Genomic DNA, 20,216 nt, shown 5'->3' on the forward strand with positions numbered 1-20,216 from the left:
TTTACGATCCACAGTTTTAGCCAAAAAAGATATAGGAAAGTGCTTGCCATGAGCTACCAGTGCATTGAATTTTCGATAGATTGTGGCGTTGCCACTCTTACCCTAAATCGCCCAGAGAAGCTCAACAGCTTCAACGTGATGATGCATGAGGAGGTGTGGGAAGCCTTGGATAGGTTGAAGATGGATGAGGTGCGTTGCCTCCTGATTACCGGGCGAGGCCGAGGCTTTTCGGCTGGGCAGGACCTTTCTGAGCGCAAGCCTGGACCCAACGGTGAAGCACCAGATCTAGGCCAATCGTTGGAGGTCTATTACAACCCTCTCGTTCGCCGCCTACGCACCCTAACCGTGCCCGTGATTTGCGCCGTTAACGGCATAGCAGCTGGGGCCGGGGCTAACCTCGCGTTGAATTGTGACATCGTCCTGGCAGCACGCTCGGCGTGCTTCGTGCAAGCCTTTTGTAAGCTTGGCCTAGTACCAGACTCCGGTGGCACCTGGCTGTTGCCACGCCTCGTAGGGCGCGCTCGAGCACGCGGCCTGGCCCTGCTCGGGGATAGACTAGACGCTGAGCAGGCGGAGGCTTGGGGTCTTATCTGGAAGGTTGTGGATGATGAATACCTGATACAGGAGGCGATGGCTCTTGCTCGTCATCTAGCAACCCAACCAACACAGGGCCTTGCATATATCAAACAGGCGTTGGAGGCCGCCGAACGCAACGACATGGATGCCCAGCTTGATCTAGAGCGTGATCTGCAGAGAGCTGCAGGCCGCAGCACTGACTATCGAGAGGGGGTCGCTGCATTCAAAGAGAAGCGTACGCCCACATTCACAGGAAAATGACAAGCACTTGTTCCAGCCACCTATCGGCCCCCTAACACACGACCCCCTCTGCTTTCCATCTCACGCTAAGCGGCATTGGCCAGGGAGTCCTTTTGCATCGGATGCTAAGTTTGATCAGCATCGTCAATTTCCGCAGAGCAGAATTAACGTTCACGAATATGCTTTATGCTGCCTCTAGCACTACATCCGAAGGAGGGGGTGCTCTTGACAGTTTCTTCTGTGGTGCGGAATCCAGAAAGCGAATTTACTATGCTGGGTAGGAGAAAAATAATGTTCAAAAAGACTCTGGTATCAGGCGTGCTGGTGGCCACCATGGCCTTCGCTGGATCGGCACAAGCACGTCCAATGACATTGCTTTCCAGCTGGGAGGCCAGCTATAACGCGGTGCCGGTTTTCGCCGAAGGCTTCATGCAGGAGGTGAAGGAGCGTTCTGGTGGAGAATTAGAGATAAGCATGCGCGGTCCTGAGACCGTCTCGCCGTTCGAGCAGCTACAACCTGTCTCGTCAGGGATGTTTGACTTTTTATTTACACATGGCGCCTACCATCTGGGTGAGACGGCAATGGCATTCGGGATGGATGCCGTAAAAGATAACCCCGAGGAACGGCGTGAAAGTGGCATTTACGAATTGATCGACGAGCATTACCAGACAGAGCATAACCTGAAGCTAATTGGGGTATTTTCCGCTGCATCTGGTTACCATTTTCTTCTGCGTGACCCAATCGGAGAATCCGGTGACCTGAGCGGTATGAGCATTCGCGCTTCGGCCACTTATCACGATATGGTACAGGAACTCAATGGAGCAGTGGTAACCCTTCCTGCTAGCGAGATTTATTCAGCTCTGGATCGTGGTGTAGTGGACGGTGCCGCCTGGCCTGTGTTCGGTGCCATGGATTACTCTTGGTACGAGGTAGCCGATTACATGACTCGTCCCACCTTCGGTGTTACCAATCTCTCATTGTTCATGAACCTCGATAGCTGGGATGCCCTGCCCGAGAAGAATCAGGAGCTAATCCTACAGGTGGCGAAAGACTTGGAGATAAGTGGCCGTGAGCACTTTGAGACCCTTTGGGCCGAAGAGGATTCAGCCATGCAGGAAGCCGGTCTGGCAATCACCGAGTTTGGCCCTGAGACCGCCCCGCAGGTGGACGCGATTTTCGCCGACGGCATCTGGAAGCAAGTGCGTGAACGCTCAGGTTCGCTCGGCGCAGCTTTCCATGAACGTGCCGTAGAGGCTGGGCTGACTGCCGAATGAATACTGCCCGTCCTCAGGTACCGTTCCTGAGTCCTGTCGTGCGCGCGCTTATGCGCGCGCACGATAGCCTGACTCAGCTCAGCTTCTGGGGTGCCATGCTGGCCGTGTTATACCTGACGGTTGTGACCGGCTGGGGAGTGATAGGCCGCTACTTGCTGGGGTCGCCGGCTAGTTGGACCTACGACACCGCCACTGTGAGCTTCGCCCTAGTGACCTTTTTTGCCGCCCCCATGCTTACCTGGAAGATGGGACATGCCTCTATGAACGCAGTTGTTGAGGCTCTGCCGACAAGCGCCGCTCGTTGGATGCGACGCTTCACCATGCTGCTTGGTGCATCCGCCTGTGTCCTTGTTGCCTGGTACGCCGGCAACGAGACCCTTCGCCTGTATAACCGCGGCGTGATGATGATCGCTGTTACGCCGATTCCAAAGTGGTGGGTCATGGCGGCCTTGACCTATGGAGTGGCTAGTATGGCCCTGTACTTCTTCCGGCACCTCTTCGACAGCTCCTTGACTGCCGAAGCTACGCATAGTGAGAACAGCTGATGGAATGGTATGTTCTTATTTCGGCAGTGTTTTTTCTGCTTCTCGCGTTGTTCGCAACCGGATTGCCGATCTTCCTGTCGTTTTTAACTCTGAATATCTTGGGTATCTACCTGCTCAGGGGCAGCTTCGACGGCGTGACACTGGTAGTGAGTTCCATGCTCAATACTGGCACCAGCATGTCTTTGGCCGCTATCCCTCTATTCATCTTTCTCGGCGAAATTCTGTTCCGCTCAAGTGCGGTGCATATCCTTTTCAACGCCGTTGATGGCCTCATTGGAAATATACGCGCACGGTTATATGCGGTTAGCATCTTACTGTCGGCGGTATTCGGAGCACTCTCCGGTTCAGCCATGGCGGTCGCGGCCATGATGGGCGCCTCCCTTTTACCGGAAATGCGCAAGCGCGGTTATGACCGCAATCTCTCCATAGGCGCTATCCTTGCAGGGTCTAGCTTAGCTCCTATCATCCCACCCAGCGTGATGGCCGTAGTCCTTGGCATTCTTTCTGGGGTGTCCATATCCGGCCTTCTTGTTGCAGGCATTCTTCCTGGTCTGTTGCTCGCTTTAGCCTTTTTCGTCTACGTGGTGATCCGGGGTTGGCTGAACCCTTCACTAGCTCCGGTAAGCCAGCAAACTTCGTTGCCAGGGCGGGAGCGGGTAACGCTTTTTCTACGTGCTCTTCCTTTCCTGCTGATAATAGTCACTATTCTGGGACTGATCCTGGCAGGTGTTGCTACGCCCACGGAGTCGGCAGCCATGGGCTGTATCGTTGCAATGGTCATATGCTCGGTATTCGCTAAGCTAGACTTAAAAGCTCTGTTCGAGGCCGTGCGCGCCACTGCATGGATAACAGGAATGATCATGGTAATCATGGTCAGCTCCGTATCTTTCAGTCAGGTTTTGAACATGAGCGGTGTGACCTTCGAACTCGTCGCGTGGGTCACTGAGCTAGATATTTCACTAGTGCTAATGTTCATCGCCTTGATGGCATTACCCTTCGTACTCTGTATGTTTATCGACCAGATCGCGCTCATGATCCTGCTAGTGCCTCTGTACCAGCCTATTGTCGATGCTTTGGGATTCGACCCTATGTGGTTCTGGGCGATCTTTCTTATCAATATGTCGATAGGCGGCATTACTCCACCGTTTGGTTATACCTTATTCGCCTTGCAGGGCGTGGCAAGCGATGTGCCTATCCAGGCCGTCTACCGCTCGGTGTTGCCCTTCATTGCAATCTTCGGCTTTGTCGTTGTGATACTGGCCCTGTTTCCTCAGATCATTCTGTTCCTACCTTCGCTCCTGTAGCAGCCAAAGGAAAACTCACTATGGATCTTGGAATTTCCGGACGGACCGCACTCGTTCTAGGTGGCACACAAGGCCTGGGGCTGAGCTGTGCTCAAGCTCTGGCCGCCGTTGGCGTCAAGGTGGTCATTAATGGCCGCGATCCGGAGCGTGCCGCTAAGACCGCGGAGAGTTTCGGCGCCACAGCGGTAGTTGGAGATGTATCCCGGCCCGAAGAGCGTCGCCGCATCGTCGAAGAGGCTAGCGCCATTGGTCCGATCAGCATTCTGGTCACCAACGCCGGAGGCCCACCTCCCGGGCCAGTAGAAAATCATAATCATGAGGCTTGGCTTAAGGCCCTTGAGACCAACATGCTTGCCGCCCTGGATTTTGCCGTTCAGTGTCTGCCAGTGATGAAAGAGGAAGGCTTTGGCCGCATCGTCAACATCACCTCATTCACCGTACGCGAACCTTATCCCAACATGGGCCTTGCCACTGGCGTGCGCGCTGGCCTGACTGGCGCCATGGCTAGCCTTTCCAGGGAAGTCGCTGAAACAGGTGTCACCGTCAATAACCTACTCCCTGGGCTGATGGATACCGGTGCGCTGCATCGCGTTTACTCCGCTCAGGCAGCCAGAGAGGGCATCAGCGAGGAAGCCGCCAAGGCGCGCATGGCTGAGTCGGTGCCAATGCGCCGACTAGGCCTTCCTGATGATTTTGGGCAGGTCTGTGCATTCCTCTGCTCACGTTATACCGCCTATATGACCGGCCAGAACATTACCGTGGACGGCGGCCTGTCCCGCTCGTTGCTTTAACGTACCTCTAATCCGCAGGAGCAAGCATGAAAGCGATGGATTCCTCCGAGCTTACCCTCGGCGTGGTCGGCGCCGGCGCTATGGGCAGCGGCATTGCCCAAGTAGCAGCAGTAGCCGGCATCCGCGTATGGGTTCACGATGCCCGTGAGGGTGCCGCTGCCGAGGCCTGTGAAAAAATTCGCGATCGCTTCGCAAAGCGCGTCGCCAGCGACAAGATGAGTGCTGCGGATGCTGAGGCAGCCGGTGCTTGCCTGTCGCCAGCCTCTAGCTTGAGCGACCTGGCTGACTGCGACGTAGTGATCGAGGCCATCGTCGAGAAACTGGAGGTGAAGACCGCCCTGTTCTCCGAGCTGGAGGAGCTACTGGGTGAGGACGCTATCCTCGCATCGAATACTTCCTCGCTCCCCATTGGCGCGATCAGCGCCGGGCTCAAGTGCAAAGAGCGAGTGGCTGGGATGCACTTCTTCAATCCTGTCCCGGTGATGAAGCTGGTGGAAGTGATCCGCGCCCCCGATACCTCGGAGGCGGTGATGGAGGCCCTAATCGAGCTAGGCCAACGCCTCGGCCGTACGCCGGTGGTGGTCAAAGATACGCCTGGCTTCCTAGTTAATTTCGGTGGCCGCGCCTACACCACTGAGGGCCTCGCTTTGGTACACGAGGGTGTGGCAACACCGGCTCAAGTGGATGCCATCATGCGCGATGGCTTCGGTTTTCGCATGGGCCCCTTCGAGCTGATGGATCTCACGGGGGTTGATGTGAACTTCCCTGTTACCCAATTTGTCCACGAAAGCTTCTTCAATGACCCGCGACTGCGCTCTACGCCGCTGCACCGCTACATGCTGGACACCGGTCAGTTGGGCCGTAAGACAGGCCGCGGCTTCTATGACCACAGAAAAGGTGTGCTCCCCCCTTTGCCCGACTCCGAGGCCAGCGCCGAACCAGCCACGGAGGTGTTTGTACACGGAGAAGCACCCAAGCTCACTGCCCTAGTCGAGGCCTGTGGCGCTTCTGTGCTAAAGAGCGACGATGGCCGGGCACCAGTGCTAGCTGCCCCAGTCGGCGAGGACGCTTCAGCCTACGCAGCTCGCCATGGGCTTGATCACCGTCGTTTGGTTTGCGTGGACACGGTGACCAACTGCGAGAAACGGGTGACACTGATGGCTGCCCCCGGCAACGATGCTGAGTTGGTGATGTCCGTTGTAGCGCGATTTGCTCAGGGCAGGCGAGTGAGCCTAATCGGCGATTCTCCAGGTTTCGTTGGCCAGCGTATCGCTGCTATGGTGGCTAATCTTGGCTGCGAGATGGCGCAGATGGGGCTTGCTAAAGTTGAAGATATTGACTTAGCACTGCGGTTAGGACTGAACTATCCTCTTGGACCCTTGGAGCTAGCCGATCACTTGGAGCCGGGAGTGATTTTCCGTATCTTGGAGCAGACTCAACTTCTCAGCGGCGATGATCGCTATCGCCCTAGTCAGTGGCTGCGGCGGCGCGCACAGCTGGGATTGCCTGCGCGCACGACCTAAGAGTCCCTATGACCTCAGCCCGGCTGCGAGTCGTAGCTAGGGCTGATTGCCGCCGCCGCCTCCTGCAGCGCATCTGTAAGGGTGCTGCGCATCGACTCCTCGCCCACGCTTCCGGTAGCAACAGGAATAGTTAGCGCAGCCAGTTCACCCTGAATCTGCAATGCGACGGCGACCCCTCCGATCCCCTTCTGCCAAGTATTCCGCACCACCGCAACGTCCGTCGCCTCACATTCTTCTAGAGCGCTATTGAAGACGGTAGGATCCTCGCCACGTCGGGCTATATCGGCTCGTATGCGTGTTGCGACGGACCGCTTCTCCTTCTCGGGCAGAGATGCAACCATAGCGATTCCTGATGCAGAGACCGCGAGTCGCAAGCGACCACCGGTTGCCAGACGCACCGCAACTAAATTCACCCCCTGTACCACTTCCATGAAGGTGGAGTAGAGGCCATCGCGAACGGCCAGAGTCACAGTCTCCCCTGTCTGCTCACTAATGCTCTTCAGGTAAGGGCGTGCACGGTCAAGTAGTGACATTCCTGCGAGCACAGGGTAGCCGAGAATGAGGTTCTTTGGCGTCAGCTCATAGGTACGCTGTGAAGGGCTGCGGCGGATATAGCCGAGTACCGTTAGAGAATGCGTCAGACGGCTTACAGTGGAAGGAGGTAGGTCGACTATGGTGGAAATTTCGCCATTTCCCAAGGGTTTTCGGGCGCGGGATAGGCATTCGAGTATGGCGAATCCACGCGCTAGGGCATCTACAAGCTGACGGTCTTCACGTGGCATCTTGGCTCTCCCAGTATTCCGGTGTGCGGAAATTGTTTTTGCTCACATGCTTTAAGATTAGCAAAAGTCGAGCGCCAACTGCGAGGTTCTCGGCACGCTGAAAATAATCAATGAGGATCTTGAGATGCTTACCGGGGACATGCTGCGTCGCGCTGCCGAGCGCTTCCCAAACAAGCCCGCCATCCTCTGGCAAGGCACGGAACTCAAATATCGCGAGCTGGACCGTGCGGCTAATCGGTTCGCCAACACACTGATCGATTACAGCCTTCAGAAGGGAGCGAAGGTTGGCATTTTGAGCCGCAACCGCATCGAGTACGGAACTGTTTTCTTCGGTTCGGCACGAGCTGGCACAGTACTCGTAAATATTTCTGTGCTCTATTCGCCTGATGAGCTGACTTACGTCCTGGACCAGGCAGATGTGGAGCTGCTCTTCTACGAGGATGCGCTAGCCGAGAAAATCGACGCCGTTCGTGAGCGCCTGCCCAAGCTCAAGCAGGTAGTGCGTCTGGGCGAAGGTGGACAAGATCCGCTGTTCGAAGCCTTCATTGCCGAGGGGGCAGATGACTATCCGCAGGTGGAGATTGAAGAGGACGATCCCTTCTGCATGACGTATACCGGCGGGACTACTGGCCGTCCCAAGGGTGTACTCTGCAGCCACCGTAATCGTGCCATCACCGCCCATACGGTGATGGTGGAAGAAGCTCTCGACGAGCGCGATGTGGTTGGCATCGTTACCCCTCTGTTCCATGTCGCGGCCCTGAACATCATGTTCCAGCCGGCGGTCCTGGCCGGTGCCACTTGTACCTTCTTGAGCCAATGGAGCGTGCCCGACTTCGCCAGCATGGTGCACGATACCAAAATGACGGCTGCGTTCATGGTACCCACTCAGGTATCGATGATCATGAAGGATCCTGACTTCGACGCTGCCCCGTACGAGAGTTGGCGCAAGCTCTCGTTCGCCGGCGCCCCAATGCCGGACTGGGTTCAGCGATCAATGCTTAAGCATCTGCCCAAGGTGGAAATGATCCAGACCTATGGCCAGTCGGAGATGGGAGTGCTCACCGCTCTGAGGCCTTGGTACTTGCCAGAAAAGCTGGGTTCGATTGGCCGTCAGGCTTACAACGTGGACCTCGCCCTGCTTGATCCTAACGGTGAGCCTGTTGGCCCCGGGGAGGTAGGCGAAATCGCTTCCCGTGGCGAAAACGTGATGCTCGAATACTACAAGGAGCCCGACCAGACTGCCGCCTTCTGGCGCAACGGTTGGGCTTTAACAGGCGATCTAGGTGTGATGGACGAAGACGGCTTCGTCACCTTGGTTGATCGCGCCAAGGACATGATCATCTCCGGCGGCGAGAACATCTATCCCAAAGAGATCGAGAATGTCATCTATGAGCATCCTGCCGTAGCGGAGTGTGCAGTGTTTGGCATCCCCGACGACAAGTGGGGTGAAGTTCCGGCAGCCTATGTCTTGGTCAAACCTGGTGTCGAAGTCAAGGAGGAGGAGCTGGTCGAACTATGCGCCGATCGTCTCGCTCGCTTCAAGCGTCCGCGGTTGGTGAAATTCGTCGACAGTTTCCCTAAAACCCCCATCGGTAAGATACAGAAGAACGTCTTACGCGAGAACTACTGGAAAGATCGGGAGAAAAAGATATGAGCGAGCGCTACTCAGACTATCAACGCCTGAAGTTCGATCGTCCGGCGGAGCGAGTCCTGCGGATCACCATGGACAATCCAGGCAGGCTGAACTCTGCCGATAGCATCATGCATGGAGAGTTGGTGCGCGTCTGGCGCGACATCGACGCTGATCCGGACATCAGCGCAGTGATCATACGCGGCGCCGGTGAGGCATTCTCATCAGGCGGTGACCTAGATCTGGTCGAGGAGATGAGTAGGGACTTCGGTACCTTGACCCGGGTCTGGAAGGAGGCTCGCGACCTCGTTTACAACATAGTCAACTGTTCAAAGCCAGTGGTGTCGGCGATGGACGGCCCGGCCGTAGGCGCCGGCCTGGTAGCTGGGCTGCTGGCTGACGTTTCCATCGCCTCGCGCAATGCTCGCATTATCGATGGCCACACCCGCCTAGGCGTTGCTGCCGGCGATCACGCCGCTATCGTTTGGCCGTTGTTGTGCGGCCTAGCTAAGGCTAAGTATTACCTGATGATGTGCGAGCCGGTGAGTGGTGAAGAGGCCGAGCGTATCGGACTGATCTCGCTGGTCACCGAGCAGGAGGATCTGCACGACAGGGCCCTGGAGGTGGCGAAAAAGCTCGCATCCGGCTCGCCCACGGCAATCCGCTGGACCAAATACGCACTCAACAACTGGCTGCGTATGGCAGGCCCGACCTTCGATACCTCGCTGGCTCTGGAGTTCATGGGCTTCAATGGCCCCGACGTCCAGGAGGGGCTGAAGTCACTGCGTGAGAAACGCAAGCCTGACTTCGACAAGGACTGCCCACTATAGGAGGGGTTATGAGAGACGCCTATATCTGCGCCGGCACGCGCACTCCCATCGGTCGATACGGCGGCGCCCTGGCGACGGTTCGCCCAGACGACATGGCCGGCCAGGTGCTACGGGCCCTGATGGAGCAGGTACCAAGCCTGCCAGCAGAGGCGGTGGAAGACGTTATTCTCGGCTGCGCCAATCAGGCTGGCGAGGACAACCGTAACGTAGCCCGTATGGCGGTGCTGCTCGGAGGTCTTCCCGACACAGTCCCTGGCACTACCGTGAACCGTCTTTGCGGGTCGGGAATGGATGCGGTCGGCATGGCCGCCCGCACCATCTGTACCGGCGAGGCCGAAGTAATCGTGGCCGGCGGTGTAGAGTCCATGACTCGCGCCCCCTTTGTGATGGGCAAGGCTGACACCGCTTATTCCCGCCAGGCAGAGATTTTCGACACCACCATAGGCTGGCGTTTCGTCAACCCATTGATTAAGGCCCCGTACGGCATCGATTCTATGCCGGAGACGGCAGAAAACGTTGCCGCCGAGTTCTGCATTAGCCGCGAAGATCAGGACGCCTTCGCTCTGCGCAGCCAGCAACGGGCTGCCGTCGCCCAACGTAGCGGCCGGTTAGGACGAGAAATTACCCCGGTAGAGATCTCGCAGCGCAAGGGAGATCCGGTGCAGGTTAGCGTAGATGAGCATCCGCGCGAGACTACCTTGGAGAAGCTCGCCAGTCTGGCGACGCCGTTCCGCGCCGACGGCTCGGTGACAGCCGGCAACGCTTCAGGGGTCAACGACGGCGCTGCGGCACTGCTGATTGCCTCGCCCGAGGCGGTAGAACGCTATGGCTTGCAGCCATTAGCGCGGGTACGTGGGATGGCGACTGCCGGCGTACCACCGCGCCTCATGGGTATCGGCCCGGCACCAGCCAGCCGGAAGCTGCTCGATCGCCTGGGCCTAGGGATCGGTGATATCGATCTGGTGGAGTTAAACGAAGCCTTTGCCGCACAAACTTTGGCAGTGCTGCGTGAGCTAGGGCTTCCGGATGATGCGGAACATGTAAATCCCAACGGCGGGGGCATCGCCCTGGGCCACCCGCTGGGCATGTCTGGCGCCCGGCTAGTCCTGACCGCGGCCTTAGAACTGCAGGAGCGGTCTCTGGATAAGGCGCTGTGCACCATGTGCATTGGCGTCGGTCAGGGTATCGCCATGGTCATCGAGAGAGCGAGGTAACTATGAGCGAATCACCCAAGCAGGTCCTACTGGAGCGTGTTAGTCCCGCTATTGCCATTGTCCGCCTCAACCGGCCAGAAGTCCGTAACGCTCTCAATCTTACCGTGCGTCAGCAGCTAGCCGAGATCTTTCGTAGTCTGGTCGAAGATCGGGAGCTGCGATGCGTCATCCTCACCGGCAACGAGGAGAGCTTCGCCGCCGGAGCCGACATCAAGGATATGTCGCAAATCGACGCGGTAGAGTTTTATCACCGCCACACCGAGCGACTCTGGGGCGCTGTGGGGGAATGTCCAGTGCCGGTAATTGCCGCGGTCAATGGCTTTGCCCTCGGCGGGGGGATGGAGCTGGCCATGCTCGCCGATATCATCATCGCCGGACGCGGCGCTCGTTTTGGTCAGCCGGAGGCCAAGGTCGGCATCATGCCAGGAGCTGGTGGCACCCAGCGTCTGGTGCGGGCAGTTGGTAAGTTCCGCGCTATGCGGATGTGTTTGACCGGCGAGATCATTCGCGCCAAGGAGGCCTACGAAATGGGCCTAATCAGCAAGCTGGTCGACGATCACGAAGTGATGAAAGAAGCTCTAGCGATGGCCGAGCAGATCGCCGAACTGCCGCCTATTGCCTTGGCGCAGATCAAGGAGGCTATCTTGTACGGGGCAGATGCCCCGCTGGGGTCCGCCTTGGCCTTAGAGCGCAAAGCCGTGCAGCTCCTTTTTGCCACCCAAGATAAAAAAGAAGGCATGGCAGCGTTTCTTGAAAAACGCAAGCCGCATTATAAGGGTACTTAAAGAAATTCAGCTGCAGGACTCGGTGAACTGTACTAATGAAGGCTCACTATTTTGACTTGGGCTGCCTTTTGGCCTTAACCATTTCTCACAATAGAGGGCTTCTCGCTCGACTGGCGGCACAGCTGTCGCACTGGTACGTTAGTCACCAATAAGGTGGGATATTCGATCTCTTGGTAGAACCATCCAAACTGCCCGCACACACCGGTCAATGTTGCTTATAATGTGATCAAGCATCTCGGGAAAGGGCTTCCTCAGCAAGCACGGCGCTCCCAAAGGGGGCGTCGTGCGTTAAAGTAAACGACGGTATTTTTTACAGCCTCGGTCGTAAGACAGCACCTTTCTTACCCAATCATTCATAATCCCACCAACTCCACCTTACCCCAATCTCCATCCACCGAGTCGAGCAGCTTGCTTAGCGCTGGGCTCTGGTAGGTTACGTGCGGGTCTTCCCAGCGCAGGCGTACGCTTTGGTGCAGGCAGGGCTCTGGGGTGCGGTGTTGCGAGCGGCGCATGATCTTGTAGAAGCCTTTGTACTCGTCATGCTGCCGGCCGTTGTGGTGCGGGGTCATCGAGGCGACGAAGTGCGGCTCGAGGACGAGACCGAACCGCTCGGCTTCGGTGACCATCCATTGGCCGGCGTAGTCGCCGAGTTCGCGCTGCGGGTAGCCGCCCCCGATATCGGTGTGCACGCCGGCGAACCACACCTGCTTCAGGTCGATGCCGGGCTTGGCCGACCACAGCGTGGGCTCGAAGTCCTGGCGGTTTTCGTCGATGGAGACGGCATGCCGGGCGTGGCGGATGATGCTGCTGGGCTCGGTGTCGTGGAACAGGTAGCGTTCGGTGCCCAGGGTACCGAGGAAAGGGGCGGGTATGCCGAGGGCGCCTACGGTATCCCACACACCGAGGAATTCGATGGGGGTGATATCGGCTACGGCGTAGGCGCGGCGGAAATCGATGGATCTCTCGGCACCGGGTGCCGAGCTTCGTGCGCGTTGCCGGTAGAGTTGGTAGGCTTCGGGGATGCGGTCGGCGTAGAGCCGGAGCAGCACACCGCAGTTGCGGATGAGCCCGGCCAGGGAGCGTACGCTGTAGGCCCCGCGGCTAAAGCCGAACAGGAAGAGCTGATCACCGGGCTCGTAGTTGTGCACGATGAAGCGATAGCAATCCATGATGTTCTTGTCGATACCGGCGCCGGTGGCACCACCGCGAATGCTGTCACCCTCAGTGCCCACGCCCCAGTCGTAATAGACGATCTGCTTTATGTCGTTGTCACAACAGGGCGCGATGCCGCGTGCCAGGCGCAACACATGCGTGGCGGTGTTGCTTTCCGGGCATTGCCAAGTGCCATCGGCGCAGATGACGATGCGTTTCACCCCGCCATTTCTCCCTCACGTTTTTACTTAACGTAAACGTAACGTTGTGAATGCGCTATATCATCTAGCCCGAAAAAGGCCTCCGTCGTCTTGATTGAGGTCATGGCTTACGTGCATGTAGTGAATGGCTTACAACGTTGGGTTAAGGCAGGTGTCGTCGTCAAAATAACGCTGCGACAATCATCGCGCACATGACAAAGAGGCAGACGATGCCTACGCCATAGGCGACCGTGCGCCAAGGCTGCAGGGCCGACAGATAAAACACCGTGTGCAGGTAGCGCGCCACCGTGAACAGGAGGAACAGCCAGGGCGCCAGGCTCGGTGAGGCTTCCACCCAAACATAGACAACGCCAAGGGCGAGGAATATCGGAATGTTCTCGAGGTCATTGCGCCAGGCATTGGCGGCACGCTGAACCTGGGGTAACTCCTCTGTGGCGGCTTGCCGCCCGACGAGGGCAGCGTCTTCAGGAGTCTTGAAGGTTCGCTTGCCGATTCTGTGATAGCCCTGAAACAAGGAAATGGAGAACATTTTCACGAACAGTAGCACCGTAGAGACGGCGTACCAGTGCACGACTTCATTCATATGATCTACCTTGTTGGACTCGACCTTCATGCCATGAACGGGCGAGGAACATGCCCCTTTTTCCAGAGAGAACATGCAAGGCTTGCTGTGCCTTGCTAGCCTGAGATTCCGGCGATTTCAGCCTGGCGAAATAGCGCAGGAATTCTTTCTTCAAGCTGGGCTCATCGGATCATGGCTCGAACATAGTTGCTACGTGTCAGTGAGCTGGCGCAACACTTGAGCATACCAAGGTTACTCTTCATACGGCTCATCGGTGCGCGGGGCGTTCGGCAACTGCTCATCGAGCGACTGCCGGTACTTGATGCAGCCCCTGATGAATTCCGACCATTCCGGTACCACGGGAACCGGGTCTGTCTTGTCGGGCAACAATTTCCACAGGGCAGGATGGTGCCAGCACAGCTCGTGCCGGCTACAGTCGCGATGCTCACGGATGCCCTGACGTAGCCGCTTGGCTTCTTCGATCAGCTCTTCGCGGCTCATTCTCTCGAGGTCTTCGTCCATGAGCGCTCCCCCTGGTTTTCTCATACGGTTTGGCCGCACCATCTGCAGCAGTATGGCTTAGCTAGCGGCAGCGGGCATACATGAAGCATGCCCTAGGCTCCGGACCGTTATTAGGATGCAAGGCGTACTGTTCGAGTCGCCCTTATCTCGAGAAGCCCACTTTTTCCCATAGGCGAGCGGAAGCCTGATTTTCGACATCGCATGCGGCCTGAACCCGGTAACACTCGGGCTGTGCCAGGCAGCGCTCAGTCAGCTCGGCAAGCGCTTCTGTCATGATGCCTTGCCCCCAGAATTGGCCCGCCAGGGCATAGCCCATATCGACCATATGACCCTTGGGCCCTATATCGAAATGGCGCTTGAGCCGGAAGTCCAGCGCATCATGCTGCTGGACGGGCCGGCCGTACTCGGCGATCCCTCGCAGTGGCCCAACCAGAATGCCTGCCTGTTGCGCACGACGCAGACCCTCCAGGCGCTCATCGATGAGGGCACAGTCAAGCCGGTGGATGCGGAGGCCGCTGCTCGGTTGATCAATGGCGCGGCGCTCAACGCTGCCCTGTGGATTACTGCCGCCGAGGATCCCCGCGCCGTTCTTCCCAAGGCCGTCGAGGCGTTTCGTCAGCTCGCTGCCGGCTTGCTACGAGCTGAGCGGTAGCGTCGCAACGGACATGCCTCCATTTCAACGGGATCCTTCACGAATGGGTGCACGTTGCCGTTGCTCGGCCCGAAAGAGACTCGCAGCTCCAGTGCAAAGCAGGAGGGAGCCAACCACGATCAGAGGGGCAAGCGCTTGTGCGGCGGGCTCCGTCCAGAAAAAAACCGCACTGTTCCTTGCTTTGGTCCTGTCCTCCGGTGTTGCCCTTGCCGAAATGGGCGCAGAAGAGCTGATTCCGCCCTCTGCTTACTCGAACGCCTCCGGCCAGAATGGCTTCGAACAAATGGACCATGATGGCGATGGTCGTATTTCCCATGAAGAGGCCAAGGCGGGCAGCCTGCCTGAAGTCTTCGTCATCCTGGACCGCGACCATAACGGTGCGATCTCCCGCCAGGAGTTCAACTTCCGCCCGCGGTGATCGCTGGCTCGCCACAGGTTAAAACCTGAATATGAAGAAGGGAGGCCTGGGCCTCCCTCCTTCATTTGCTGCCGCCAGTTTCGCCTGTTCACTCATGCTGCAGAATATTGATGAGCTTGCCGAATGGATCGCGGACATAGAACCGCCTCACGCCCCAGGGTTCGCTGACAGGCCCGTATTCGATAGGTACGCTCGCCTTCTCGAAGCGTGATAGCGCCGTTTCGATATCGTCGACTTCGATTGAGAGATCCGGCACGGGGGTGCCCGAGCCGCCTTCGGTGCCGAAGCTCACCTGAACCATCATTCTTTCATCCGAGCCGTACGTTCGAAACCAGCCGTGATCCATGAACAGGTCGAGGCCCAGGATTTCTCCATAGAAAGCGGCCGCCTTGTCGAAATCCGACGTCGCCGTGTTGGACATGATGCGTTTGACCTTCATGCGTTACCTCGTTCTTGTTGGAATGCTCGGATCGTTCGCACTAAAGCTAGTGGCATCGCGCGGGCCGTGCCACTCGTGTGCGCGCAGGTCGATGCATTGGGGCAAGACTGAAGGCCTGCAATTGTACTGCTTTGCATCAAACACTATTCCTATATAGCTCGCCCATTGTGTTGGCCCCGGTTTGCCCCAAAATGGAAGAGACCGCATCGCACCCAAGGAGACTCCGATGAGCGGCACCCTTTATCGTCTTGCTGCCTTTACCGACAACCCCAACGGCGGCAATCCCGCCGGGGTGTGGCTGGGAGAGGCGTTGCCCGAGCCGGCTGAAATGCAGCGCATCGCCGCCGAGGTGGGCTATTCCGAAACCGCTTTCATCGCACCTACCAACGGTGAGCGGCGCACGGTGCGCTACTACAGCCCCGAAGCGGAGGTGAGCTTCTGCGGCCACGCCACGGTAGCCAGCGGCGTGTTGCTTGGGCAACTGAGCGGAGCGGGCAGCTACATGCTGGATACGGCGGTGGGCGAGGTGATGGTCACGGTCAACCAGGTAGATGGGGAGTGGCAGGCATCGCTGGTATCGGTTACGCCGGAATTTCGCCCCGCCGCACCGGAGCTGGTCGAGCAGGTGCGTGAACTGCTCGGCTGGCAGGCCGAGGAACTCGATCTCGAGATTGCGCCCGCACTGGCCTATGCCGGGGCCTGGCACTTGGTACTGGCGTGCCAGGAGAAAGCGCGCCTCGAACGGCTCGAATACGACTTCGAAGGGCTCAAGGCGCTGATGCTGCGCGAGGGCCTGACCACGCTGCAACTGGTGTGGCGCGAGGGCGAAGGCGATTTCCACTCGCGCAACCCGTTCCCGGTGGGCGGCGTGGTGGAGGACCCCGCCACCGGTGCGTCGGCCGCCGCCCTGGGTGGCTACCTGCGCGACGCCGGCCTGCTCCAGGCGCCCGCCCAACTGACGATCCGGCAGGGCGAGGCGATGGGGTGGCCCAGCCGCCTGCAGGTGGATATTCCGCTCTCGGGTGGCATCGTCGTAACCGGGCATGCCGTCTCGCTGGAGGCCTAGCCGCGCTCAGCCGGTTGGTAGCTGCCGGCGTCGGCGGCGAAGCTGATCGACAGGCGGTTCCAGGCGTTGATGGTGCAGATCGCCAGGGTGAGGTCGGTCAGTCTTTTCTCCGAGAAGTGCTCGCGAGTGGCCTCGTACAAGGCATCGTCGATGCCGTTCCCGGCAATCAGGGTGTTGGCCTCGACCCAGGCCAGGGCGGCGCGCTCACGCTCGGTGTAGAAGGGCGTTTCGCGCCAGGCGCTCAGGGCGTACAGCCGCTGCTCGGTTTCGCCGCCCTTGCGCGCGTCCTTGGTGTGCATGTCGATGCAGTAGGTACAGCCATTCATCTGCGAGACGCGGGTATAGACCAATCCCAGCAGGCCGTCGCCCAGTTCGCCCTCTTGGGCTGTCTTGTGAACGTGATTCTGCAGGTCGAGCATGGCCCTGAGGCCGGCGGGGCTGGCGGAGAAGTAGTTCATGCGCATGGGTGGGACTCCGTAAGGGGGTGGAAGCCCCACCCTAGCCGGTGAATCACGGGCAGAATTGTAGATTTTCGACCCGGCGGCTCAGTGCAGCTTCATGCGCGGTCGAATGAAGCGGTTGAGCCCGTCCGAGAGCAGGATGAGCGCCGTCTTGGCCGTGCCGTGGATGGCGCGCTGGTGCATGCGGTAGAGCGAGGCATAGAAGAACTTGGCCAGACGGCCCTCGATGAACAGACTGCGCGCCGAGGCGCCGCGCATCAGGCTGCCGATCGCCTCGAAGTGAGCCAAGGAGATGAGCGAGCCGCGGTCACGGTAGCGGAACGGCTTGAGCGTGCCGCTATCGAGCCGGGCCAGCAGGTTCTTGTAGAGCCGCTGGGCCTGCTGGTGAGCGGCCTGGGCCCGCGGCGGCACCACGGTGCCGTCCGGCTGTGGGCAGCTGGCGCAGTCGCCGAAGACGAAGATGTTGGGGTCGTCGACGCTCTGCAGTGTCGGCTCGACCTTGATGCGCTGGTTGCGTTCCAGAGTCAGCCCCAGTTCGCGCAGCATGTCGGGCGCCTTGATGCCGGCGGCCCAGACGTTGAGATCGGTCTCGATGCGCTGATCGTCGGCGGTGACAATGGCGCCTTCCTCTACGCACACCACACGGGTAGCGGTATGTACCTGTACGCCGAGGCGTTCCAGCTCGGTGCGCACGGCGCCGCGAATACGCTCGGGCAAGGCCGGCAGAACGTCCGGTGCCGCTTCGATCAGGTGGACTTCCAGGTGGCGGCTGTCCATCTCGGTGAAGCCGTAGCTGTGCAGCATGCGCGAGGCATCGTAGAGTTCCGCCGAAAGCTCCACCCCGGTGGCACCGGCGCCAACGATACCTACGGTCAGCCGTGGGTGATGACGCCGCTCGGGGGCGCTGTAGCGCAGGAAGGTATTGAGCATGTCGTGGCGGAACGCTTCGGCCTGGGCCGGGCTGTCGAGAAAGTGGCAGTGCTCGGAGACACCGGGTGTGCCGAAGTCGTTGCTCACGCTGCCCAATGCCAGCACCAGGAGGTCGTAATCCAGGGTGCGCGCCGGTAGTACTTCCTGGCCGTGGTCATCGAACACCGGCGCCAGGCGCAACTGGCGGGCATCGCGGTCGAGGCCCTCGAGCGTACCGCGCTGGAAGCGGTACCCATTGAGCTGAGCATGGCTCTGGTATGAGATCTCGTCGATGCTGGAATCGAGCGCTCCGGTGGCGACCTCGTGCAGCAGGGGCTTCCAGATGTGGGTCGTATTGCGGTCTATCAGGGTGATCTCGGCCTTGCCGCGTCTGCCCAGGCGCCGACCGAGGCGTGTGACCAGCTCCAGCCCGCCGGCACCGCCGCCGACGACCATGATGCGCGTTCTGTCCATGTATGACTCCGCTAGTATGAAAGATTAGGTAATTGAGAAATGGTCCCCCTACTCTACAACTGGACGATGAGGATGGTTGGACTTTTTGCTTACCTACATCCGCGCTCAGGCATGCTGTGAATGGCCGCCTCGGGTGGTTCACCCTTTGCTGGAGAGGCTTCGAACATGAGTGGAGTTTCCCAGCCTGACCTGGCTGGCAGCATCGGCATTGGATATTTTCGGCCTGCGCAGGCGGTAACCGCCGGCCTGAAGCTCGAGCGTTACGCGCCCGGTGCGGCGCTGCGCCCCTATGTGCAGTGCTACTGGCAGGCAAGGTGGCAGGGTGGCGGCGGCAAGTCGGCGGGCATGGAGCTGCTGCACCCGGATGGCGCCACGGGGCTGCTGTTCAACTTCGGCGCTGCGCTCGAACGCGACGGCGAACGAGTGCATGGCGATTGCTGGATCGACGGCCCCAAGCGGTGCACGGCGCGGCTGGCGGTGCGCAGCGCGCTCGACCTACTCGGGGTGCGCTTCCTGCCGGGCATGGCGTTTCCCTTCGTTGGCGAAACGCTGTCGGCACTGTCCGGTGAAGGGCTGACGCCGGCGGATGCTCTGCGCCGGCTCGAACTCGAAGCGCTGCACGAGCGGCTGTGGCGGGCCCCTGTTCTGGCCGAACGCCTGGCGCTACTGGACGAGTACCTGCTGAACAAGCAGCGACTCTCGGAGCGTGTGCCGTCAGGCTTGATGGCATCGCTTGGCTGGCTCCAGCGCCATCATGGCCAGGGCAGCATTGCCGCGCTGGTCGACGAGCTGCCGTTCGGCCAGCGCCGGCTGGAGCGCCTGTTCCAGCGCCATGTGGGGCTTTCGCCCAAGCGTTACGCCAGGCTGCTGCGCGTGGCCCACAGCCGCGAACTGATCAAGCAGAGCGGGGCGGCCACTTCGTTGACCGATACCGCCTTCGCTGTCGGCTACTTCGACCAGTCGCATTTCATCCATGACTTCAAGGCCGTGACCGGCTTCACACCGGGCGGTTACCTCGACCATGTGCAGCGGCGGTATGTCGTCAAATTCAACCGTAAGTAAACCTCAGTTACCTGGGGGCATAGGGTCAGGCAGAACGTAGGCACAGATGTGGCTCGCCCACCCCTATCTCGCCGATTCGTACTCGTCGTGGCGTTTCACCCAATCCATCAGGTTGTGATGGGGTCCCGTTTCGTTGCGGCCCTTGGGCGTCATGTCGAGCAGCATGTAGGCGCTGTCGACGAGTTCGTCGCCACGTCCATAGGTTGAATAGGTGTGGAAGATTTCGCCTTTGGCGTTCTGGTAGAACACGCTGATGCCGCCCAAGTCTTCGATCGAGACATTGGCCGTGGCGTTGTTGTAGGTGGGGGATGGGCAAGCAGGGGCGACACCGCGGCGATATAGGCGTCATAGGCTGGCCCCTGCATGAATGCCTTCGGGTCCGCGCCGTCGGCATAGCGCTGAAAGACGCGGATCGTATCGGGGTCACTGTCGTCGTAGCAGTAGTAATAGGCATCGTGGACCTGGCGCGCTTCGATACTGGGGGTCAGGTGGGTCTCCCAGGCGCGCCGCACCTCGTCGCGCTTGCCGGGAACTGCCTTGTGGATGATGAACAGAGTGTTCTGGCTCATGTGTGGCTCCTGAATCGTTGGGGCGATGAAGGCCGAGCGACCGTCATTGAGATGACGATTCAGGAGGGCACCGTGTGACATGAACGGTTCCATTCTTTCCGTTTCCTCACTTTCCCTTTTCGATTGAGAGGCCACGCTCCGTTGATTGCCGCCCGGCGGACAGGTCCGCGCTGGTCGAACTGGCGGTCGAGCGGCTAGGTGCCGAGATGGCGAG

General features: G+C 59.2%; 23 protein-coding genes and 1 pseudogene. 14 read left to right on the forward strand and 10 right to left on the reverse strand.

What is annotated here, in order from left to right; genetic code table 11:
* The first annotated feature begins 48 nt into the window (after window positions 1-48).
* From paaG to HNO52_RS03730, 6 genes are all read left to right on the forward strand, one after another.
* The gene (gene paaG / locus HNO52_RS03705; protein ID WP_197567856.1) at window positions 49-837 is read left to right on the forward strand and encodes a 2-(1,2-epoxy-1,2-dihydrophenyl)acetyl-CoA isomerase PaaG; all 789 of its coding nucleotides are present in this window, start codon (window positions 49-51) and stop codon (window positions 835-837) included.
* Between the two features lie 270 nt (window positions 838-1,107).
* Window positions 1,108-2,091 carry a TRAP transporter substrate-binding protein DctP gene (gene dctP, locus HNO52_RS03710; RefSeq protein WP_197567857.1) on the forward strand — a complete coding sequence of 328 codons (984 nt, stop codon included), beginning with the start codon at window positions 1,108-1,110 and terminating at the stop codon, window positions 2,089-2,091.
* On the forward strand, window positions 2,088-2,636 hold the full coding sequence (locus tag HNO52_RS03715) for a TRAP transporter small permease (protein ID WP_197567858.1): 549 nt from the start codon (window positions 2,088-2,090) through the stop codon (window positions 2,634-2,636). Before dctP ends, HNO52_RS03715 begins: the two co-directional genes overlap by 4 nt.
* Window positions 2,636-3,940 (forward strand): TRAP transporter large permease, encoded by a 1,305-nt coding sequence (locus HNO52_RS03720; RefSeq protein WP_197567859.1) that lies wholly within the window; start codon window positions 2,636-2,638, stop codon window positions 3,938-3,940. Before HNO52_RS03715 ends, HNO52_RS03720 begins: the two co-directional genes overlap by 1 nt.
* Window positions 3,941-3,960: 20 nt before the next feature.
* The gene (locus HNO52_RS03725) at window positions 3,961-4,731 is read left to right on the forward strand and encodes an SDR family oxidoreductase (RefSeq protein WP_197567860.1); all 771 of its coding nucleotides are present in this window, start codon (window positions 3,961-3,963) and stop codon (window positions 4,729-4,731) included.
* 26 nt (window positions 4,732-4,757) lie between these two features.
* Window positions 4,758-6,254, forward strand: a complete 1,497-nt coding sequence (locus HNO52_RS03730) for a 3-hydroxyacyl-CoA dehydrogenase (protein WP_197567861.1) — start codon at window positions 4,758-4,760, stop codon at window positions 6,252-6,254.
* Window positions 6,255-6,268: 14 nt separating this feature from the next.
* Here the strand turns inward: HNO52_RS03730 and HNO52_RS03735 are convergent, their stop codons facing one another.
* Window positions 6,269-7,036, reverse strand: coding sequence for an IclR family transcriptional regulator (locus HNO52_RS03735; RefSeq protein ID WP_197567862.1), 768 nt, complete (start codon window positions 7,034-7,036; stop codon window positions 6,269-6,271).
* A 124-nt stretch (window positions 7,037-7,160) separates the two neighbouring features.
* Between HNO52_RS03735 and HNO52_RS03740 the strand changes: the two genes are divergently transcribed.
* The 4 genes from HNO52_RS03740 to HNO52_RS03755 are packed head-to-tail and all read left to right on the forward strand — an operon-like array spanning window position 7,161 to window position 11,495.
* The gene (locus tag HNO52_RS03740; protein WP_197567864.1) at window positions 7,161-8,690 is read left to right on the forward strand and encodes a class I adenylate-forming enzyme family protein; all 1,530 of its coding nucleotides are present in this window, start codon (window positions 7,161-7,163) and stop codon (window positions 8,688-8,690) included.
* A complete protein-coding gene (locus tag HNO52_RS03745; RefSeq protein WP_197567866.1) occupies window positions 8,687-9,496 on the forward strand; it encodes an enoyl-CoA hydratase/isomerase family protein in 810 nt (269 codons plus the stop codon). Before HNO52_RS03740 ends, HNO52_RS03745 begins: the two co-directional genes overlap by 4 nt.
* A gap of 8 nt (window positions 9,497-9,504) precedes the next feature.
* The gene (gene pcaF, locus HNO52_RS03750; protein ID WP_197567868.1) at window positions 9,505-10,710 is read left to right on the forward strand and encodes a 3-oxoadipyl-CoA thiolase; all 1,206 of its coding nucleotides are present in this window, start codon (window positions 9,505-9,507) and stop codon (window positions 10,708-10,710) included.
* Between the two features lie 2 nt (window positions 10,711-10,712).
* Window positions 10,713-11,495: an enoyl-CoA hydratase-related protein gene (locus tag HNO52_RS03755; RefSeq protein ID WP_197567870.1), complete on the forward strand. Its 783-nt coding sequence runs from the start codon at window positions 10,713-10,715 to the stop codon at window positions 11,493-11,495.
* A gap of 353 nt (window positions 11,496-11,848) precedes the next feature.
* Here HNO52_RS03755 and HNO52_RS03760 read toward each other — a convergent pair whose 3' ends face one another.
* The 4 genes from HNO52_RS03760 to HNO52_RS21395 all read right to left on the reverse strand — a co-directional run bounded on the left by HNO52_RS03760 (window position 11,849) and on the right by HNO52_RS21395 (window position 14,277).
* A complete protein-coding gene (locus HNO52_RS03760; protein ID WP_197567872.1) occupies window positions 11,849-12,868 on the reverse strand; it encodes a T6SS phospholipase effector Tle1-like catalytic domain-containing protein in 1,020 nt (339 codons plus the stop codon).
* 160 nt (window positions 12,869-13,028) lie between these two features.
* Window positions 13,029-13,526 (reverse strand): MAPEG family protein, encoded by a 498-nt coding sequence (locus HNO52_RS03765; RefSeq protein ID WP_232090522.1) that lies wholly within the window; start codon window positions 13,524-13,526, stop codon window positions 13,029-13,031.
* A 156-nt stretch (window positions 13,527-13,682) separates the two neighbouring features.
* Window positions 13,683-13,952: a hypothetical protein gene (locus tag HNO52_RS03770; RefSeq protein ID WP_197567874.1), complete on the reverse strand. Its 270-nt coding sequence runs from the start codon at window positions 13,950-13,952 to the stop codon at window positions 13,683-13,685.
* A gap of 142 nt (window positions 13,953-14,094) precedes the next feature.
* Window positions 14,095-14,277 (reverse strand): GNAT family N-acetyltransferase, encoded by a 183-nt coding sequence (locus tag HNO52_RS21395; RefSeq protein WP_197567876.1) that lies wholly within the window; start codon window positions 14,275-14,277, stop codon window positions 14,095-14,097.
* Here HNO52_RS21395 and HNO52_RS03780 point away from each other — a divergent pair.
* Complete coding sequence (locus tag HNO52_RS03780; RefSeq protein ID WP_232090524.1) at window positions 14,233-14,604, forward strand: TetR family C-terminal domain-containing protein; 372 nt, start codon at window positions 14,233-14,235, stop codon at window positions 14,602-14,604. The two genes, HNO52_RS21395 and HNO52_RS03780, sit on opposite strands and share 45 nt — an antisense overlap.
* 91 nt (window positions 14,605-14,695) lie before the next feature.
* Window positions 14,696-15,022 carry an EF-hand domain-containing protein gene (locus HNO52_RS03785; protein WP_197567878.1) on the forward strand — a complete coding sequence of 109 codons (327 nt, stop codon included), beginning with the start codon at window positions 14,696-14,698 and terminating at the stop codon, window positions 15,020-15,022.
* 88 nt (window positions 15,023-15,110) lie between these two features.
* Here HNO52_RS03785 and HNO52_RS03790 read toward each other — a convergent pair whose 3' ends face one another.
* Window positions 15,111-15,461 (reverse strand): VOC family protein, encoded by a 351-nt coding sequence (locus tag HNO52_RS03790; RefSeq protein ID WP_197567880.1) that lies wholly within the window; start codon window positions 15,459-15,461, stop codon window positions 15,111-15,113.
* Window positions 15,462-15,687: 226 nt separating this feature from the next.
* Here HNO52_RS03790 and HNO52_RS03795 point away from each other — a divergent pair, with 226 nt between their 5' ends.
* Window positions 15,688-16,527, forward strand: coding sequence for a PhzF family phenazine biosynthesis protein (locus HNO52_RS03795; protein WP_197567885.1), 840 nt, complete (start codon window positions 15,688-15,690; stop codon window positions 16,525-16,527).
* Here HNO52_RS03795 and HNO52_RS03800 read toward each other — a convergent pair.
* Window positions 16,524-16,991, reverse strand: a complete 468-nt coding sequence (locus tag HNO52_RS03800; RefSeq protein ID WP_197567886.1) for a carboxymuconolactone decarboxylase family protein — start codon at window positions 16,989-16,991, stop codon at window positions 16,524-16,526. The two genes, HNO52_RS03795 and HNO52_RS03800, sit on opposite strands and share 4 nt — an antisense overlap.
* A gap of 81 nt (window positions 16,992-17,072) precedes the next feature.
* The gene (locus HNO52_RS03805) at window positions 17,073-18,371 is read right to left on the reverse strand and encodes an NAD(P)/FAD-dependent oxidoreductase (RefSeq protein WP_197567887.1); all 1,299 of its coding nucleotides are present in this window, start codon (window positions 18,369-18,371) and stop codon (window positions 17,073-17,075) included.
* 165 nt (window positions 18,372-18,536) lie between these two features.
* Here HNO52_RS03805 and HNO52_RS03810 point away from each other — a divergent pair, with 165 nt between their 5' ends.
* On the forward strand, window positions 18,537-19,433 hold the full coding sequence (locus HNO52_RS03810; RefSeq protein WP_197567889.1) for a helix-turn-helix domain-containing protein: 897 nt from the start codon (window positions 18,537-18,539) through the stop codon (window positions 19,431-19,433).
* A 63-nt stretch (window positions 19,434-19,496) separates the two neighbouring features.
* Here HNO52_RS03810 and HNO52_RS03815 read toward each other — a convergent pair whose 3' ends face one another.
* On the reverse strand, window positions 19,497-19,682 hold the full coding sequence (locus tag HNO52_RS03815; RefSeq protein ID WP_442907105.1) for a DUF899 family protein: 186 nt from the start codon (window positions 19,680-19,682) through the stop codon (window positions 19,497-19,499).
* Window positions 19,683-19,777: 95 nt separating this feature from the next.
* A pseudogene (locus HNO52_RS21400) lies at window positions 19,778-20,095 on the reverse strand (putative quinol monooxygenase); the annotation flags it as partial.
* Window positions 20,096-20,216: the final 121 nt, after the last annotated feature.

Source organism: Halomonas sp. MCCC 1A13316 (assembly GCF_014931605.1).
GTDB lineage: Bacteria > Pseudomonadota > Gammaproteobacteria > Pseudomonadales > Halomonadaceae > Halomonas.